Raw genomic sequence first — 19175 nt, forward strand, 5'->3', positions numbered from 1 at the left:
CTTACTTCAACGCCACCCCGGGCAACCACAAGGAGATGGCCGGCACATAGGTCACCAACGCCAGCACGAACAGCAGCGCGATGAAGAAGGGGTAGAGGGCCTTGGTCACGCGCTCGATGGGCAGCTTGGCGATCGCACTGCCCACAAAGAGCACGCCGCCCACCGGCGGTGTGATCAGGCCCATGCCGAGGTTGACCATCATGATCATGCCGAAGTGCACCGGGTCGACGCCGATGTGGGTCACCACGGGGAGCAGGATCGGCGTCATGATCAGGATCAGCGGCGCCATGTCCATCAGCGTACCCAGCGCGAGCAACAAGACGTTGATCATCAGCAGGATGACGTAGCGGTTGTCCGAAAAGGATGTCATGGCTTCGGTGATGCGCTGCGGAATCTGCATCAGCGTCATCATGTAGCCGAAGGCGGCGGCGAAGCCGATCAGGATCATCACGATGGCCAGCGTTTTGACCACGCGGTGCATCAGCTTGGGCAGCTCGCTCCACTTGTAATCGCGGTAGATGAACATGGTGACGAAGAAGGCCCAGATCACCGCAACCGCCGCCGACTCGGTGGCGGTGAAGACGCCGCTCAAAATGCCGCCGAGGATGATGAACATGGTCATCAAGCCCCACAGTGCATCGACCACAATTTTCAGTGCTTCGCGGATCGGAATGCGGCGTTCGGCCGGGAAGTTGCGTTTGCGGGCGATGACCAGGCACATGACGGCCAGCGTGGTGCCCAGCAGCAAGCCTGGCAGAACGCCTGCCAGAAACAGCGAGGCAATCGACACACCACCACCGGCCGCCAGCGAGTAGATCACCGCGTTGTGGCTGGGTGGAATCAGGATGGCCTGCACCGAGCCGCTGACGGTGACGGCCGTGGCGAAATCGCGCGGGTAGCCCCGCTTTTCCATCTCGGGAATCAGCACGGTGCCCACCGATGCCGTGTCGGCCATGGACGAACCCGAAATCGCACCAAAGAAGGTGGAGGCCAGGATGTTGACCAGTGACAAGCCACCGCGCACAAAACCCACCAGCACGCCGGCCAGCGCCACCAGCCGCCGCGACATGCCGCCTTCGGCCATGATGGCGCCGGCCAGGACAAAGAAGGGGATTGCCAGCAGCGAAAATTTGTTCACGCCCGAGGCGATGGAAATCATGATGGCGCCGATCGGGATCTCGATCCAGAGGGCGCCAATCAGCGAGGCCAGACCCATGGCGTAGGCCACGGGCATGCCCAACAACATCAGGGCGGCAAACGAGCCGAGCAGTATGAATGCGTCCATCAGGCGTTACCTCCTTCTTCGACCATGTGATCAAACGTCACGATGGGGCGCTGGCTCTGGCTGCCAAAAATCATGTGCTCCAGCACAAACAGGGCGGTGAAAAGGCCACCAATGGGAACTGGCGTGTAGGTCAGCCCCACAGGCATCCATGGCAACTGTCCGATCACCTGATTCCAGGTTTTGATGCACAGCGTGGTGCCGTAGTAGGTCATGAACAGGGCCACCGCCAGCATGGTCAGGTGCACGATCCAGACCGACGCGGCCTGCAGGCCTTTTGGCATTCGGGTGGTCAGCATCTCGACGGCTATGTGGGCACCTGCACGGTAGGCAGCAGCAGCCCCCAGAAACGTGAACAGCACCATGAGGACGATCGCAATGGGCTCTGGCCACTGCGATCCTGTGCCCAGTACATAGCGGGTAAAAATTCCCCAGGGAATGATCAGGGTCATGAGCAGGACGGAGAGACCCGACACCCAGATACAGATCCGGTAGGCAAGGTCGCAGAAGCGGTGAATGGGCTCGTTCATGGAAATTTCCTCAGTCGGGACGACCGCAGGTTTTTTGCCGCTTGAAAGCGGCGGAATGGTCAAACGAGGGCCTCCGCGAGCCCACAGGCTCGCGGAGGCAACTGTCCCGAATAGTTACTTGACTTCGCCGATGCGCTTCATCAGGTCAGGGAACTTGACGCCGTACTTGGCGCGTACCGGTTCCGTGGCATCAATGAAGGGCTTCTTGTCCACTTCAATGAAGGTCACGCCAGCGGCCTTGAGTTTGGCGGAGTACTCGGCCACGCTCTTGTCCCACAGGCCACGCTGCTCGAGTTGCGCCTCGCGCCCCAGTTTTTTCACCGTTGCCTGGTCTTCCTTGGACAGCTTGTCCCAGGTGATCTTGGACATCACGAACAGTTCGGGAATGATCAGGTGGGTGGTCTGCGAGTAGTTCTTGGCGTCGGTGGTGTAGTGGTTCGCAGTGAAGTAGCTGGGTGGGTTGTTTTCCGCGCCATCGATCACGCCGGTCTGCAGCGAGGTGTAGACCTCGCCATAGGACATGGAGATGCCGTTGCCGCCCATCGCGTTCATGGTGTCCACGAACAGTGGATTGCCCATCATGCGAATCTTCTGACCCTTCAGGTCGGCCGGCACTTTCACGGGCTTCTTGGTGTACAGGCTGCGCGCACCACCGTCCATCCAGCCCAGGGCCACCAGACCGGCAGAACTGCTGCTGACCTTGGCCAGGAGTTCATCACCGATGGGGCCGTCGATCACTTTGCGCATGTGCGGGATGTCGCGGAAGATGAAAGGCATGTTGAACACATCCACTTCCGGAACGATCGGGCCGATCACCCCCAGCGAGATGCGGTTGATCTGAATGGCGCCGAGCTGTGTCTGTTCAACGGTTTCTTTTTCCTGGCCAAGCACCGCACCAGGGAACATCTGCATCTTGTAGCGGCCGTTGGTGGCGGCTTCCAGCTTCTTGCCAAAAGACTCGACGGCCACCACCGTTGGATAACCGGCGGGGTGCGTATCGGTGGCTTTCAACACGGTCTGGGCGGCGGCAATGCCGACGACGCTGGCACATACGGCGGCCACGGTGGCCTGTATCAAAACTCGGCGGTTACTCATATCAATGTCTCCTTGCGCCGTGGCGCATTGGTTCGTAGTGGAAAAGTGAATGAAAGGGTTCTCGACCTAGCCAAAGCTTGAATGCATCTGCTACATTGATCACATACATATCATCATCGGTTGTCGTACAACTAATCTAGCAGACACCTCTCTGCGTTGACATCGGGAATACCCTCATGAATCGGGATTTGAGCAACCGCAACAAATCGCGCACCCTGTCCACCGAACTCGCCCATGTGCTGGTCGAGCGCATCCGCAGCGGCGGTTACGCGCCCGGCGAAAAGCTGCCCAAAGAAGCCGCGTTCATGGAGGAGTTTGGCGTGAGCCGCACGGTGGTGCGCGAAGCTATCTCCTACTTGCAGGCGGTCAACATGGCAGAAACCCGCCATGGCATTGGCACCTTCGTCTTGCGCGCCGAAGAAGGCACGCCGTTTCGCATCAAGCCAGAGCAGCTGGGCACGCTGCGCGACACCATCGCGCTGATGGAGCTGCGCATCGGCATCGAGACCGAGGCGGCCGCCATCGCTGCTGCGCGCCGAACGGAAGAGAACCTCGGATCGATGCGCACCGCACTCGATGCGTTCTCTGCTGCCATCGAGGCTGGGCAAGACGCTGCCAGCGCCGATTTTCAATTCCATCGCGAAATCGCCCTGGCGACCCAAAACAGCCATTTTGCGGAAGTGATGGGCTCGCTGGGCCCAGGCGTGATTCCGCGCGCGCGACTGGCCACCGATGCACCCGACCACCCCAATCGGCAGATGTACCTGAAACTGGTGCACCAGGAACACGAAAGCATTTTCAACGCCATTCGCAACCAGGATGTGGACAGCGCGCGAGCCGCCATCCGGACCCACCTCTCCAATAGCCGGGAACGGCTGCGCAAGAGCGATACCCAGGCGAACTGAGCCGACGTGAGGGCATGGAACCCGGGTTTACCCGGGTGGTTCTTTGCACCCTCAGTTGTATGATGACTGTTAACTTAAACCGTCACGCACCATGAGCGCCACCCCCACCATTACCCGCCTGAAAGTCATCCCCGTGGCGGGGCACGACAGCATGTTGCTCAACCTGAGCGGCGCCCACGGTCCCTTTTTCACCCGCAACCTGCTGATCCTCACCGACTCCGCCGGCCACACCGGGGTGGGTGAAGTGCCCGGTGGCGAAAAGATCCGCCAGACACTGGAAGATGCCAAACCCTTCATCGAAGGCCAGCCGATCGGCAACCACAACCGACTGCTCAACCACATGCGCGCGGGTTTTGCCGACCGCGACAGCGCCGGCCGTGGCAACCAGACCTTCGATCTGCGCATCACCATCCACGCCGTGACCGCCGTGGAAAGTGCGCTGCTCGATTTGCTCGGCCAGCACCTGGGCGTGCCGGTAGCGGCCATGCTGGGTGAAGGCCAGCAGCGCGAACGCGTGCAGATGCTTGGCTACCTGTTTTACATCGCCGACCGCAAAAAGACCGGCCTCGCCTACCGCGACGAGCCAGGGGCCAGCGACGACTGGCAGCGCCTGCGCCACGAAGAAGCCTTGACGCCCGAAGCGGTGGTGAAGCTGGCCGAGGCGGCGCACGCGCGGTACGGCTTTCAGGACTTCAAGCTCAAGGGCGGCGTGTTGCGCGGCGAAGAAGAGGTGGAGGCCGTGATCGCCTTGCACGAACGCTTCCCCGAAGCCCGCATCACGCTCGATCCCAATGGCGGCTGGCTGTTGAAAGACGCGGTGCGCCTGCTGCGCGATCACCGCAACACCATGGCCTACGCCGAAGACCCCTGTGGCGGCGAGGGCGTGTTCTCAGGCCGCGAAGTCATGGCCGAGTTCAAGCGCGCGACCGGCCTGCCCACGGCCACCAACATGGTTGCCACCGACTGGCGTGAAATGGCCCACAGCATCCAGCTGCAATCGGTTGACATCCCCCTGGCCGATCCGCATTTCTGGACACTGCAGGGCTCGGTTCGCGTGGCCCAGCTGTGCCAGATGTACGACCTCACCTGGGGCTCGCACTCCAACAACCATTTTGATGTGTCGCTGGCCATGTTCACCCACTGCGCCGCCGCCGCGCCGGGCAAGGTGACCGCCATCGACACCCACTGGATCTGGCAAGACGGCCAGGCACTGACGAAAGAGCCGCTGCAAATTCGGGACGGGTTTGTGGACGTGCCCAAAGCGCCGGGCCTGGGTGTGGAGCTGGACATGGGCGCGGTTGAGCGCGCCCACCAGCTCTATCTGAAGCACGGTCTGGGTGCGCGCGACGACGCGATCGCCATGCAGTACCTGATTCCTGGCTGGCAATTCAACAACAAACGGCCTGCCCTGGTGCGCTGAAGTCCGACATGTTGACCCCCACGCTTCTCACTTCGTGTGTTCGCTGCCCCCCAAGGGGGTGCGGGCCCTCCTTGGGGCGGCCCGGCGGCAGGTCCACCCTTGTCTAAATCATCGAAAGGAACCCAAAAAATGAAACTCGGATTCATCGGCCTAGGCATCATGGGCGCACCCATGGCCGGTCATTTGCTGGCCGCCGGCCACGAGCTGTTTGCCCAATCGCGCAGCGGCGTGCCGGAGCCTTTACTGGCGCAAGGCGCCAAGGCCTGCAAGACGGCCGCCGAAGTGGCCCATGCCGCCGACATCGTTTTCCTGATGGTGCCCGACACACCCCATGTGGAGGCCGCGCTGTTCGGTGACAACGGCGCCGCCAGTGGTCTGTCAAAAGGCAAAACGGTGGTGGACATGAGCTCCATCTCGCCGATTGCCACCAAACAGTTCGCCGAGCGCATCCAGGCGCTGGGTTGCGACTACATCGACGCGCCGGTGAGTGGTGGCGAAGTGGGCGCCAAAGCGGCCAGCCTGACCATCATGGTCGGCGCCACCGACGCATCTTTCGAAACAGTGAAGCCCCTGTTCGAGCTCATGGGCAAGAACATCACGCTGGTCGGTGGCGTGGGCGATGGCCAGACCTGCAAGGTGGCCAACCAGATCATCGTGGCACTCAACATCGAAGCGGTGGGCGAAGCCCTGTTGTTTGCCGCCAGGGCCGGCGCCGACCCCGCCAAAGTGCGCCAGGCGTTGATGGGCGGATTCGCCGCCAGCCGCATTCTGGAAGTGCACGGCGAACGCATGATCAAGCGCACCTTCAACCCCGGCTTTCGCATCGAGCTGCACCAGAAGGACCTGAACCTGGCGCTGGAAGGTGCCAAAGCTTTGGGCCTGAGCCTGCCCCACACGGCCAGTGCAGCCCAACTGATGAACAGCTGCGTTGCCATCGGTGGCGCGGCCTGGGACCACTCTGGGCTGGTGCGTGCGCTGGAGATTTCGGCCAACTTCCAGATCGCGGACAACTGAGACCGGCTTTCCCGCCTACTCTCCAGTTCATGAACACCGCCCCCCGCTCCTTGCTCCGCGCCATGTTTGACGCGGCCATCGCCTCAGCCCAGCCGGCCGCCGTCGTGCCCGCCCACTTGCCCGAACCGCCCAAAGGCCGGCTGATCGTGATTGGCGCAGGCAAGGCTTCAGGCGCAATGGCCCGGGCGGTGGAAGACCACTACACAGGTGCGCTGGAAGGTCTGGTGATCACGCGCTACGGCTATGCCGTGCCCTGCAAGCGCATCGAAATCGTGGAAGCCGCACACCCGGTGCCCGACGAAGCGGGTTTGCTCGCGGCCCAGCGCATTGAAGCGCTGGTCAACGGCTTGAGCGAAGACGATCTGGTGCTGTGCCTGATTTCGGGCGGCGGCTCGGCCTTGATGCCGGCTCCGGCCCAGGGGCTGACCCTGGCCGACAAGCAGGCCATCAACGGGGCCCTGCTCAAAAGCGGCGCGTCCATCGGTGAGATGAACTGCGTGCGCCGGCATTTGTCCAAGCTCAAGGGCGGTCGCCTGGCCGCCTTGTGCCATCCGGCCCGGGTGTTGACGCTGCTGATTTCGGATGTGCCGGCCGACCACTTGCCCGACATCGCTTCCGGTCCCACCGTGGCAGATGCCAGCACCTGCGCCAACGCCGTGGCCATCGTGGCCCGCTACGGCATCAAGCTGCCCGCCGCCGCCCGCCAGTTGCTGGACAGCGGCGCGGGCGAAACGGTGAAACCGGGCGACCCACGCCTGGCACGCGCCGAGACACGCTTGATCAGCTCGCCTCAGATCGGCCTGGAAGCCGCTGCGGCGGTTGCGCGCGAAGCGGGATACAGCGTTTGCATCCTGGGCGACAGCATCGAAGGAGAGGCCCGCGAAGTGGGCCAGGTGATGGCTGGCATCACGCGCCAGGTGGCCGTGCACGGTCAGCCCCTGCCAGCCCCTTGCGTATTGCTGTCGGGCGGTGAAACCACGGTCACTGTGCGCGGCTATGGCAAAGGCGGGCGCAACGTCGAGTTCCTGCTTGCACTCGGGATGGCGCTCAAGGGCCAAGCCGGTGTTCACGCGATGGCGGGCGACACCGATGGCGTGGATGGCCTGGAAGAAATTGCCGGCGCCATGCTCGGCCCCGATACCTTGGCCCGCGCCCGTGCGCAGGGCATGAATCCGTCGCAAAGCCTGGACAACAACGATGGCCACGGTTTCTTCGGTGCGCTCGGCGACGCCGTGATCACCGGCCCCACCCTCACCAACATCAACGACTTCCGCGCTGTGCTGATCGATCGGCCTGGCGCGGCGGAACAAAACCCCTAGGAGACTCCCATGGACCTGCCGGTCAACCGCTTCAAACGCGCGATTCTCGCGAACAAAAAACAGATGGGCCTGTGGTCGCACCTGTGCAGCCACATCAGCACTGAGATTCTGGCCCATTGCGGCTTTGACTGGCTGGTGCTCGACATGGAGCACTCGCCCAACGAATTGCCTGACATCCTCTCGCAACTGCAGGCCATGACGGGCAGCAGCGCCACGCCAGTGGTGCGTGTGCCCTGGAACGACCCAGTCACCTTCAAGCGCCTGCTCGACATCGGTGTGCAGTCTTTTCTGGTGCCCTATGTGCAGACCGCCGAAGAGGCACAGAACGCCGTGGCCGCCACGCGTTACCCGCCACTCGGCATGCGCGGTTACGCCGGAGCGCCGCGCGCCAGCGGCTACGGTCGCATCAAAGACTATGCCCACCGCTGCGCCGAAGAGATGTGTGTTCTGGTGCAGATCGAAACCGTGGAAGGGCTGAAAAACCTCGAAGCCATCGCCGCCGTCGAGGGCGTGAGCGGCATCTTCATCGGGCCCGGCGATTTGTCCGCAGCGCTGGGCCACCTGGGCAACCCCAAACACCCCGATGTGCTCAAGACCATCGACGAAGCGATTGCGCGCATCCGCGCCTGCGGCAAAGCGCCCGGCATTCTCACCGGCGACGAAACGCTGGCCAGGCACTATGTGGCGCAAGGCTGCCTGTTTGTGGCCGTGGGCGCCGACCAGAACCTGCTGCGCGACAGCGCCCAGGCGCTGTCCAGCCGCTTCAAAGACTGATTGCCGAAAAAGAAAGGAACCCCCTATGCTGAAACAACCCGCCTCCCCCCTGAAAGTCGGCCGACTCCTGCTCACCGGCGCCGCCGGCAACCTGGGCAAAGAACTGCGCCCCCGCCTCAAGTCCTATTGCGACATGCTGCGCCTGAGCCACCGCAGCCCCATCGGCGAGCCCGGTCAGGGCGAAGAGATCGTGGTCGCCGCACTGGAAGACAAAGACCAGATGCAGGCCTTGCTCAAGGATGTGGACGCCGTGGTGCACATGGGCGGTGTGTCCACCGAACAGCCGTGGGACGCCATCCTCGCGGGCAACATCATGGGCGCAATCAACCTGTATGAAGCGGCCCGCCTGAATGGCACCAAGCGCATCGTCTTCGCCAGCTCCAACCATGTGACCGGCTTCTACCGGCAGGACGAAGTGGTGACGCCCAAATCAGCGCCCAGGCCCGATGGTTTTTACGGCCTGTCCAAAGCCTTTGGCGAAGACGTTGCCCAGATGTACTGGGACCGCTGGGGCATCGAAACGGTGAGCCTGCGCATTGGCTCTTCGTTCGACAAACCGGTGGACCGCCGCATGCTCGCCACCTGGATGAGCTACGACGATCTGGAGCGTCTGGTGGTCGCAGCACTCACCGCGCCCATCGTGGGCCACAGCATCATCTACGGCATGTCCGACAACCAGACCACCTGGTGGGACAACACACCTTCCAAACACATCGGCTACCGCCCGCTGGACTCCTCCGACGTTTTCCGCGCCGAAGTCGAAGCCCGTCAACCCACCATCGACCGCCACAACCCCGTTGCCCTGTACCAGGGCGGCGCATTCGTGACGGCGCGCGGATAGCGCAAAGCCCCGGCATTCACAGGAGGCGCTGTATAAACAGTGCCTTATGAATAAAAACCTCTGGCTGCTGGCCGCCGCACAAGGCCTGTTTCTCACCAACAACGTGGTCTTCATCGCGATCAACGGTTTGGTGGGGCTGTCGCTGGCACCGCTGGGCTGGATGGCGACGTTGCCGGTGATGGGCTATGTGGTGGGCGGGGCGCTCTCCACGCCGCTGGTGGCACGTTCACAAAGCGCGTTTGGCCGCAAGGGTTCATTCCAGCTGGGATTGCTGGTCGCGGTGGTGTCGGCCTTGCTGTGTTTTTGGGCGGCGTACGAAAAGAACTTCTGGATGCTGGTGGCGGCCACCGTGATTGCAGGCTACTACAGCGCCAACGGGCAGTTGTACCGCTTCGCCGCAGCTGAATTGGCCGCGCCCGAATTCCGTGAAAAAGCGGTGTCGCTGGTGCTGGCCGGGGGCCTCGTTGGCGCCGTACTGGGGCCCAATCTGGCCAACCAAACCCGCAACTTGCTGGACACTCCTTTCGCCGGTGCCTACCTCTCCCTGGCGCTGGTGGCACTGATCTCCATGGCCATCATGGCCTTCATGCGGTTTCCGCCGCTGCCGCCCAAAAAGGCGAGTGACGACCCGGGGCGGCCGTTGTCCGAAATCATCCGCCAGCCGGTATTCATGGTGGCGGCCATTGGCGCAGCTTTGGGTTACGGCGTGATGAACCTGCTGATGGCGGCCACCCCGCTGGCCATGCAGGTCTGCGGCTTTGAGTTCAGCGACGCGGCGCTGGTGCTGGAGTGGCACGTGATCGGCATGTTTGCGCCCGGCTTCTTCACCGGGCACCTGATCAAACGCTTCGGCGTGTTGCCCATCATGGGTGTGGGCGTGGTGCTCAACGCGGTGTGCATCGTCATCGCGCTTTCTGGCGTGGATCTTCACCAATTCCTGATTGCGCTGTTTTTTCTCGGCGTGGGCTGGAACTTCCTCTTCACTGGCAGCACCACGCTGTCGTTGCAAGCCTACAGGCCTGAGGAAAAAGACCGCGCACAGGCAGCAATCAACTTTTTTGTTTTTGCCACCATGGCGGTCACCTCGTTTGCCTCTGGCGCCCTAGTCACCACACAGGGGTGGGCACTGTTGAACATGGGCTCTCTGGTGCCTGTTGCCCTCACTGGCGCGGCCCTGGGGTGGCTTGCGTGGCGGCAGCGCAGCGCCCACAATGGGCAATGACCTCTGCGCGAACGCACGGGGGATCTTTGTGGGTGCGGGCTGATTAGCAGTGCGCTCCTGTCAACCACCTCACGAAAAGGAATGAATATGGGATTGTTGGACTCTTTGATTGGCGCAGCGACTGGCTCACTCACCGGCGGCAACCAGGCGCAAGCCAGCGGCGGCTCAGGCGGTATTGATCCGCAAGTGCTGATGGGCATCGTGGGCGCCTTGATGAACAGTGGCGGCGGCCTCTCCGGCATCCTCGGCAAGCTGCAACAAAGTGGCCTCGGTGACGCAGCCGCGTCCTGGGTAGGCTCTGGCGAAAACCAGGCCGTGTCGGCAGACGCACTGGGTGGCGCACTGGGCCCCGACCTGATGGGCGCCATCACCAGCCAACTGGGCGGCAACCAGGAGCAAGCGGCTGGCACCATGGCCGACTTGCTACCCGGACTGATCGACAAGCTCACACCACAAGGCCAGGTGCCTGACGACAATGGCATGGGCGCACTGGGCAGCCTGCTCGGCGGCGGCCAAGGCGGTGGTGCTGGAGACCTGATGGGCATGCTCGGCGGCATATTGGGCAAGCGCTGAACAAACCAGGCCAACCGGCCATCGCAAAAACGGAAGCCGCTGGCTTCCGTTTTTTTTCGGCTTTTGGCGCATTTACACCAAGCCGGTGCAGCCGTCAACACCGCTCAGACGCCATGCAAAACCGCTCAGCAACCTGGCCTCAACAACTACGCGACACCGCCGTCAAACACATTTAATTACACACAATTTGCACACAATTTCAGGGATCTGCTGCCTATACTCCGCCGCAAATAGGGCCGGTCCACCCATTTGATCGTCCTTCAACCCAGCCCCACCGCAAGGACGCCATGCCGCGCCAAATCCGACTCCCCTCCCGGTTTTTGATGTTGTTCGCGCTGACAGCGTCAACCCTGGTCGCCTGTGGCGGCGGTGACGAATCCAGTGCCGCCAGGCCTTTGGACCGCACGACCACCTTGTCGGCTCCCGGCGATGCGGTTGCGCCAACGCCATCGACGGTAGAGGAAAAACTTCAGGAAGCGGCCCGCCTGAACAGCCTGGAGCTTGACACAGCGAACCGGGATGCCGTTCTCAGCCCCGCTGAGTCCAACGCCTTCGCCGGAAAGAGCACGTCGCTCGCCGCCGTCCGCAAAGCGGCCAGCCGAGTCATCGTCTGGCGCTTCTACAACCAGTACACGGGTGCCCATTTTTTTACGGCCAGCGAAAGCGAGCGAGATGCCACCAGAGCCAATGCGGCCCTGCAGCACTTGCTGTATGAAGGGCCGGCGTTCGAAACCAGCAACCAGCCAGAGGCAGGCCTGAGTCCGGTGTTCAGGTTCTACAACGTTCAGACCGGCGTGCACTTCTACACCATCAGTGAACTGGAACGCGACTACATCAGCGGCAACCTCAGCCAGTTCAACTTTGAGGGCATTGCCTACTACGCCAGCAAACTGCCAGGCGAAGGATTGCAAGCCCTGCACAGATTCCTCTTCACAACACGCGGTTTCCATTTCTACACCGCCAGTGCCAGTGAGGCCGAGAACGTGCGCAACAACCTCCCTGCGTACCGGTATGAAGGCGTCGCCTACTACATTCCGGCCGGCTCCACGCTCACCCCCTCAGTCAAGGAGGCCTCGCGCCTCCTGGGTCAGGCCACGTTCGGCACCACAGACGCCGACATCCGGTCGGTTCAATCGCTGGGCTATTCCGGCTGGGTCAACGACCAGCTCAACATGCCCATTCGCAACCAGTACTACGACCTCCTGCTTCAAGCCAACGCCAACAACAATCCCCTGCCCAGCCAGACCACACTGGACAACACCATCTACGCCAGCTACATCACGGCCCCTGACCAGTTGCGCAAGCGCGTCGGCTTTGCGCTGTCACAGATCATGGTGGCCAGCGTGGACAACCTCAATCCGTACCAGGTTCGCATGTTCGGAGGGGCCGCCTACCTGGACATGCTGGAGGTCTACGCCTTTGCCAACTACCGAGAGCTGCTTGAAGCGGTTTCCCGCCATGCCGCCATGGGCCAGTTCCTGACCTATTCCAACAACTGCAAGGCGGACAGCAAAGGGCGCCTCCCCGATGAAAACTACGCGCGGGAAATCATGCAGCTGTTCTCCATCGGACTGCTGACACTCAACAGCGACGGCACCGCAAGGATGCCGCTGCAAGAGACCTACACACAGACCGACGTGTCCCAGCTCGCACGGGTGTTCACGGGTTTCCGCTGGGACCGACCCTCAGGCACCAGCAACAACGACCCCAGCTTCTGGCGAAGAGCCATGGTTGTGGATGGCAAATGCGAAGAGACCGGAGCCAAAGCATTTCTCGGCACCACCATCGCGGCAGGCAAAGGCGCCAACGAAAGCCTGGAGCTCGCCATGAACCAGCTGGCCAGCCACCCCAACGTAGGGCCGTTCATTGGCAAACAGCTGATTCAGCGCCTGGTCACCAGCAATCCCAGCCCCGCCTACGTGCAGCGCGTGTCAGCGGTGTTCGACAACAACGGCGCCGGTGTGCGTGGCGACCTGAAAGCGGTTGTTCGCGCCATCCTGCTGGACCCAGAAGCCCGCAACGCCGACAAGATCACCGACCCGCAATGGGGCAAGCTGCGCGAACCCGTGGTGAAGCTGATGAACTGGGCCCGCAGCACACGGGCCACTTCGCAAGACGGCAAATGGGCTTTTGGCGATCTGCGCAACCCATCCAATCGCCTGGGCCAGGCACCACTGCGCTCGCCTTCGGTATTCAACTTCTACCGCCCGGGATACGTGCCACCCACCACCTCCATCGCAGACGCCGGCCTGGTGGCCCCCGAGTTCCAGATCACCAATGAGGCATCCACCATCGGGTACATCAACTACATGCAGGAGGTCATCGATGGCAAACACGGTACCCGCAATACCGGGGTGATCAGCTCAGCCTATGCCGGGGAGATCTCGCTGCCGGTCGATCAGTTGATCCACCGGCTGGACATCCTGTTCACGCATGGCAACCTCAGCGCGAACACCCGGTCCAAACTGACCGCTGCCCTGGGTTCCATGAATGCATCAACAGATGCACTCAAACTCCTGCGGGTCAAAGCGGCGGTGTTGCTGATCATGGCATCACCCGAATACCAGGTTCAGAAATAACGCGATCGGGAAAGCCACGCCATGACATCAATGAACGCTTCTCGCCGTGAGTTCCTCAAACGCTCTTCGGCCCTGTCGGTCCTGGGCGTGAGTGCCCCATTTGCACTCAACCTGGCGGCCATGGGTTCGGCCGCAGCACAGACCAGTCCAACGGACTACAAAGCGCTGGTCTGTGTCTACTTTGCCGGTGGCAACGACAACTTCAATACGCTTGTTCCATCAGACGCCAACAGCTACTCTGCCTATGCCAGCCTGCGTGGCGGTCTCGCATTGCCCACCGACGGCATCCTGCCGCTGACACCCGCCGTCGCTTTGCCCGATGGACGCCAGTTCGCCCTGTCGCATTCCCTCAGTCCCTTTGAAGCCTTGTTCAACGCCAGCAAGTTGGCCGTGATGCTCAACCTGGGCACCCTGATCGAGCCCGTCACCAAAGCGGAGTACCTGGCGAAATCCAGGCGCATCCCTCCCAAGATTGGCTCCCACAATGACCAGACCTCGATCTGGCAAGCCTCCAGACCAGAGGGCGCCCGCTCGGGCTGGGGCGGCATGATGGGCGACGTCTTTGCTTCCGCCAACCAGTACCGAACGTTCACCAACGTCTCGGTCGCTGGCGCCTCGACCCTGCTGTCCGGGCAGGTTGCGCCCCAGTACCAATTGGCATCCAGCGGCCCGGTGAAACTGGCGGCACGGGTGCGCGCGCCTTTTGGCTCGTCCGCCGTGGCGGCCACGCTGGAGGACCTCATCAAGGAGCAGCGAACCAACCTGTTCGAAAAGGAACACGCCGTCATCACCAAGCGAGCGATTGACGCCGAGATGGCGTTGAGCGGCGCGCTGGCCACTGCCCCGGCCTTTGCCACCGTTTTTCCGGACAGCAGCCTGGGCAAACAATTGCAAATGGTGGCGCGCATGATCCAGGCACGCGACACACTCAGCAACAAGCGTCAGGTATTTTTTGTGCAGATTGGGGGCTTTGACCTGCACGACAATTTGCTGGGCAAACACGGGTTGCTGCAAGCGGATGTTTCCACCGCCATGGCAGCGTTCTACAACGCCACCGCTGAAATGGGGGTAGCCAACAATGTCACCAGCTTCACCGCCTCGGAGTTTGGTCGCACCATCACCAGCAATGGCGACGGCAGCGATCACGGCTGGGGCAGCTTCCACTTTGTAATGGGTGGCGCCGTGCAAGGACGGCGTTTCTACGGGTCTGCTCCCGAGATCGCCAACAACGGAGCCAACGACACCGGAAGCGGTCGCCTGATCCCCAGCATATCGGTCGACCAGTATGCCGCCACCTTGGGCAAATGGTTTGGCGTGACAGACAGCCATTTGCTCAGCACCGTGTTGCCCAACCTGGGCAACTACGATGTCAGCACACGCAATCTCGGCTTCATCTGACCCGCTTCCTGGAGCGGGCCGGCGGTGGTGGTTTCACCGCGCTGGCGCGCGCTGCCCCAGCCACTGTTTGAGCAAACCGTACGCCTGCGAAGGATCGGCTTCATTGAAGATCTCATGGAACTGTTCCTGCAGGCAATGGCTCTGCACGAAGGCTGGTGGCGCCACCGCCGCAAACGCACGGCTGCCGTCCGGACGAACCAGGTGATCCTCACCCGCATACATCAGCAAAGTGGGCACCCGCCACACAGGCGCCTCGGCCACCACGCGGGGGCCATTGCCATCGATGAATTTCGCCAGACGGGCCGAAATCCGATCATGTACCAGCGGGTCTTTCTGATAGGCGGCGACCACGTCAGGGTCGTGGGAAATCAGTTGCGCATCCAGACCATTGGAGAGTGTGAGATTGGGCGCCCAGCGATTCAGAAACGTGATGAGGCGTTTTTGCAAAGCACCTATGCCCGCGTCCAGAGCGGGGGATGACAACACCAGACTGTCCACCGGAGCGAGTTCACGCCGCACCAGCGTGGCGGCGATCAAGCCGCCCATGCTGTGGCCCAGCAGAATCAGCGGGCAGGCCCAAGGCCCCGTCAAGTGATCCCGGGTGTCTTCAATGATTTCCACCAGGTCATCGACCAGGGCATCGTCGCCTGGCAACACGCCGCGCGCGCCGCCTGAGCCTCCATGACCACGCTGATCGTAAGCGCGCACATGAAATCCCCATTCGGTCAGGTGCTGAGCCATGGTGTCGTAACGCCAGGCGTGCTCGCCCAGGCCATGCACGATCAACACCACGCCACGCGGGCGCTGACGGGAAGGCAGGGGCCAATCAAACAGCGCGATGTTGAGGCCATCTCGCATGGTGAATGGGGCCTGGGTGGTTTCGTTCATGTTGCGGGTGAAAAAGAGGGGGGCGATGGTGGAGACTCAGGGCAAACGCGCGATGACTTCGGCCACCGATGCGGTCAACCGGCGCGCATAGTCCAAATGCAGAAACTCATTGGGGCCATGGGCATTGCTCTTGGGCCCGAGCACGCCACAGACCATCATCTGGGCGTCAGGAAACCCTTTGCTGAGCAGGTTCATCAACGGAATGGTGCCGCCTTGACCAATGGTGCCGCACCCCGCACCGAAATGGGCCTGCGAAGCCGCTTGCAAGGCTTGTTCAAACCAGGGCTTGGTGGTCGGTGCACTCCAGCCGCTGGCTGAGCCTTCTGCCTCAAAAGTGACTTTGGCCTGGTAGGGCGCGTTGTCTTCGAGCAAGGCCTTGAGCGTTTGCACGGCGTTGGCGGCATCCACCAGCGGCGGCAATCGCAGGCTGAGTTTGAACGCGGTGTAGGGCCTGAGCACGTTGCCCGCGTTGCGCATCTCGGGGAATCCATCGGCGCCTGTCACCGACAGGGTGGGGCGCCAGGTGCGGTTCAGCAACGCTTCTACCGGATCGGCCGTGGTGGGCAGGGCAAAGGCGGTGGAACCACCGCAGTCGTAATGCGCCCATGGAAAGCGCTTGGTGATCTCGTCGCCCAGGATATCTGCCGTGGCCCGTGCCTGCACCAGCCGCTCGGCAGGCACTTCACAATGGAAACTGGCGGGCAGCAGGCGCCCAGTGGCGCTGTCTTCCAGACGGTCCAGCACCTGGCGCATGATGCGAAAACTCGATGGCACCAGACCCGAGGCGTCACCGGAATGCACGCCTTCGGTCAGTACCTCGACCTTCAGCACGCCGCTGGCCATGCCGCGCAAACTGGTGGTGAGCCAAAGCTGGTCGTAGTTGCCCGCTCCGCTGTCGAGGCAGATCACCAGACCCACGTCGCCAAGACGGTTGTTGCCTGGCGCTCGTAGGGCATCGACATAGGGCAATAGATCGCTTGAACCACTTTCTTCGCAGGTTTCGATCAAGCCAACGATTCGGGGATGGGCTGCGCCTTGGGCCTTCAAGGCCTGGATCGCCGCCACACTGGCGTACACCGCATAACCGTCGTCAGCGCCACCTCGGCCATACAGCTTGCCGTCGTCGATCTTCGGCGTCCATGGCCCGAGGTCGCTGCGCCAGCCCGTGAACTCGGGCTGTTTGTCCAGGTGGCCGTACATCAACACCGTCTGGCCCGATGCGGGCGCAGGCGATCCATCCCGTCCACCGCTGGCCGGCACCTCAAAAAACAGCACCGGCGTGCGCGGCATGCCGGCCGCATCGTTGAGGCGAAGGATTTCGAGCTTCAGGCCGGGCACCCGCTGCGCCTGCACCCAGTCGGCCGCGCTCTGCAATACGCGGTCGAGCAACCCATGCGCGGCCCAATCGGCGTCAAACGCTGGCGACTTGGCTGGCACTTCGATGTAGTTGATGAGCTCGGGCAGGATGCGTTCATTCCAGCTCGCGCCGACATGGGCATTGAGTGCGTCGGTGTCAAGCAAGGGAAGCGAACTGGGCAAGCGGGCGTTCATGACTGAGGTCTCCAGTGGCGGTGGCCAGCCAGGCCACCAAGAAGCTCAGTATAGGCAAGCGCAGCCCCCGATTTGTCCAAGGGTCGCGCATTTTCCAGCAAAGCCGACGGCCACTTGCGCAACCGCCAGGGCGCTGGTCTTGGGCCTACCCCATGGCTTTATTCGCCGTGCACCCCTGCTTTGCTGGTGCGGCGCAAATCGACGGCGCTGACTTCGGCAATCGAGCGGTCGCTGGCACGCAACCGAAACAGGTTCAAGGCCCCCGAAACGGTCGCGACCTGGCCGTTGAGCTCCTGCGCCGAGGCCGCCAGCTCCTCCACCATCGAGGCATTTTGTTGCGTGATCGTATCCATCTGGGCCACGGCGCTGTTGACCTGCGACAAACCCAGCTGCTGCTCCTGGCCCGCCTTGCTCACCTCTCCCAAGAGTGCACTGACCTGGCTGACCGACACCAAGACCTGCTTCATCCGCTCCTGGGCCAATTGCGTCTGTGCGCTGCCGCCAGCGACCCGCTGTGCCGATTCGGTGATGAGGTGGTTGATCTGGCGAGCGGCTTCTGCGGTGCGCTGTGACAACGCCCTGACCTCTGCCGCGACCACCGCGAACCCACGCCCCGCTTCACCTGCGCGCGCCGCCTCGACCGCCGCGTTGAGCGCCAGAATATTGGTCTGAAAGGCGACTCCTTCGATCACGCTGTTGATCTCGCCGATGCGGCGCGAAGAGTCTGTGATGGAGGACATGGCGTTCACCACACCGGTGACCGCTTCGTTGCTGTGCTGCGCAATGCTGGCCGCTTCACCGGCCACCCTGGCACCTTCCATCACCGTGCTCGAACTCTGCTTGACCGTTCCGGTGATCTGCTCCATCGATGCAGCTGTCTGCTCGAGGTTGCTGGCCTGCGCCTCCGTGCGGCTGGACAGGTCCTGGTTGCCCACGGCGATTTCAGCCACCGCATTGCCCAGGTTCACGGTCTCGGTGCTGATATCTGCAATCACCGTTCGCAAGTTGACCGACAGCTGATTCAAAGCGCGCTGAAGCTCACCTGGCAAACCTGGCAAGCCCGTGCTCACGCGGTGAACAAGATCGCCGGCAGCGAGCTGCAAGGCATCTTCCAGAATGCCCCGCAACGGTTTGATCGCCCTGCGGCGCTGTATCTCATGGCCCAGAGCAGCCATCGCCAAGCCGGCGGGTACCCACACCAGCGGTGTAAAAAGGCTGGCCAGCGCACCCACACCCATCACCGCCCCCAGGACCACCAGTCCTGGCGCACCAACGTAGCCCGTAACCCGCCGCCCAGCTGCGAACGCGCGGCCCGGCAGGTCACGGCGCACCAGTCGACCGCTCCGCAGGCAGGTCACCATCCGCCCTCGCTCAGCCTCTGCGCGCATACGGGCGTACGTGGCTTCGGCCTGGCTCACCTGCTCCTCTTTGGGCGAGGTTCGAACCGACAGGAAACCCACAATCCGACCATCGCGCCGAATCGGCGTGGCATTGGCGTCTACCCAATAGTGGTCCCCGTTCTTGCGCCGGTTTTTCACCAGGCCCTGCCATGGTTGCCCGGCGCCAATGGTGTCCCACATGTCCCGAAAGGCCTCTTGCGGCATATCGGGATGGCGCACGAGGTTGTGGGGCTGGCCCATCAACTCGGCACGCTCATAGCCGCTCACGGCAACAAACCAGGGATTGCAGTAAACGATGCGCCCCTTCAGGTCGGTCACCGAAACAAGCGACTGTTCATCGGAAAACGTGTAGCCCTGTTGGCTAACGGGAAGGTTCACTCTCAT

The 19175-nt window shown here is 62.4% G+C and carries 16 protein-coding genes; 10 read left to right on the forward strand and 6 right to left on the reverse strand.

Going from position 1 to position 19175, the window contains the following annotated elements; genetic code table 11:
- Position 1: 1 nt before the first annotated feature.
- The 3 genes from LPB072_RS22700 to LPB072_RS22710 form a co-directional block, all read right to left on the reverse strand.
- On the reverse strand, positions 2–1285 hold the full coding sequence (locus LPB072_RS22700; RefSeq protein ID WP_066096567.1) for a TRAP transporter large permease: 1284 nt from the start codon (positions 1283–1285) through the stop codon (positions 2–4).
- Positions 1285–1812 (reverse strand): TRAP transporter small permease, encoded by a 528-nt coding sequence (locus LPB072_RS22705; protein WP_066096569.1) that lies wholly within the window; start codon positions 1810–1812, stop codon positions 1285–1287. The genes LPB072_RS22700 and LPB072_RS22705 overlap by 1 nt, the downstream gene beginning before the upstream one ends.
- A gap of 114 nt (positions 1813–1926) precedes the next feature.
- Positions 1927–2907 carry a TRAP transporter substrate-binding protein gene (locus LPB072_RS22710; protein ID WP_066096571.1) on the reverse strand — a complete coding sequence of 327 codons (981 nt, stop codon included), beginning with the start codon at positions 2905–2907 and terminating at the stop codon, positions 1927–1929.
- Positions 2908–3083: 176 nt separating this feature from the next.
- Between LPB072_RS22710 and LPB072_RS22715 the strand changes: the two genes are divergently transcribed.
- The 10 genes from LPB072_RS22715 (at position 3084) to LPB072_RS22760 (ending at position 14952) form a co-directional block, all read left to right on the forward strand.
- Positions 3084–3812: a FadR/GntR family transcriptional regulator gene (locus LPB072_RS22715; protein ID WP_066096574.1), complete on the forward strand. Its 729-nt coding sequence runs from the start codon at positions 3084–3086 to the stop codon at positions 3810–3812.
- Positions 3813–3903: 91 nt separating this feature from the next.
- Positions 3904–5232, forward strand: coding sequence for a glucarate dehydratase (gudD, locus tag LPB072_RS22720; RefSeq protein ID WP_066096577.1), 1329 nt, complete (start codon positions 3904–3906; stop codon positions 5230–5232).
- A 129-nt stretch (positions 5233–5361) separates the two neighbouring features.
- Complete coding sequence (locus LPB072_RS22725) at positions 5362–6246, forward strand: 2-hydroxy-3-oxopropionate reductase (RefSeq protein WP_066096581.1); 885 nt, start codon at positions 5362–5364, stop codon at positions 6244–6246.
- Positions 6247–6275: 29 nt separating this feature from the next.
- Entirely contained in the window at positions 6276–7565 is a 1290-nt protein-coding gene (locus LPB072_RS22730; protein ID WP_066096584.1) for a glycerate kinase type-2 family protein, read from the forward strand.
- A 9-nt stretch (positions 7566–7574) separates the two neighbouring features.
- Positions 7575–8339 (forward strand): HpcH/HpaI aldolase family protein, encoded by a 765-nt coding sequence (locus LPB072_RS22735; RefSeq protein WP_066096586.1) that lies wholly within the window; start codon positions 7575–7577, stop codon positions 8337–8339.
- 25 nt (positions 8340–8364) lie between these two features.
- The gene (locus LPB072_RS22740) at positions 8365–9180 is read left to right on the forward strand and encodes an NAD-dependent epimerase/dehydratase family protein (RefSeq protein WP_066096589.1); all 816 of its coding nucleotides are present in this window, start codon (positions 8365–8367) and stop codon (positions 9178–9180) included.
- Between the two features lie 46 nt (positions 9181–9226).
- Positions 9227–10402 (forward strand): MFS transporter, encoded by a 1176-nt coding sequence (locus LPB072_RS22745; RefSeq protein WP_066096592.1) that lies wholly within the window; start codon positions 9227–9229, stop codon positions 10400–10402.
- Positions 10403–10489: 87 nt separating this feature from the next.
- The gene (locus LPB072_RS22750) at positions 10490–10975 is read left to right on the forward strand and encodes a YidB family protein (RefSeq protein ID WP_066096595.1); all 486 of its coding nucleotides are present in this window, start codon (positions 10490–10492) and stop codon (positions 10973–10975) included.
- Between the two features lie 287 nt (positions 10976–11262).
- Positions 11263–13554, forward strand: a complete 2292-nt coding sequence (locus tag LPB072_RS22755) for a DUF1800 family protein (RefSeq protein WP_231943358.1) — start codon at positions 11263–11265, stop codon at positions 13552–13554.
- 21 nt (positions 13555–13575) lie between these two features.
- Positions 13576–14952: a DUF1501 domain-containing protein gene (locus tag LPB072_RS22760; RefSeq protein ID WP_066096598.1), complete on the forward strand. Its 1377-nt coding sequence runs from the start codon at positions 13576–13578 to the stop codon at positions 14950–14952.
- A 33-nt stretch (positions 14953–14985) separates the two neighbouring features.
- Here LPB072_RS22760 and LPB072_RS22765 read toward each other — a convergent pair whose 3' ends face one another.
- The 3 genes from LPB072_RS22765 to LPB072_RS22775 all read right to left on the reverse strand — a co-directional run bounded on the left by LPB072_RS22765 (position 14986) and on the right by LPB072_RS22775 (position 19175).
- Positions 14986–15840 (reverse strand): alpha/beta hydrolase, encoded by an 855-nt coding sequence (locus tag LPB072_RS22765; protein ID WP_066096601.1) that lies wholly within the window; start codon positions 15838–15840, stop codon positions 14986–14988.
- Between the two features lie 36 nt (positions 15841–15876).
- Entirely contained in the window at positions 15877–17391 is a 1515-nt protein-coding gene (locus LPB072_RS22770) for a M20 family metallopeptidase (RefSeq protein ID WP_066096603.1), read from the reverse strand.
- 158 nt (positions 17392–17549) lie between these two features.
- Positions 17550–19175 (reverse strand): methyl-accepting chemotaxis protein, encoded by a 1626-nt coding sequence (locus LPB072_RS22775; protein ID WP_066096608.1) that lies wholly within the window; start codon positions 19173–19175, stop codon positions 17550–17552.

The sequence above is a fragment of the Hydrogenophaga crassostreae genome, assembly GCF_001761385.1.
Lineage (GTDB): Bacteria > Pseudomonadota > Gammaproteobacteria > Burkholderiales > Burkholderiaceae_C > Hydrogenophaga > Hydrogenophaga crassostreae.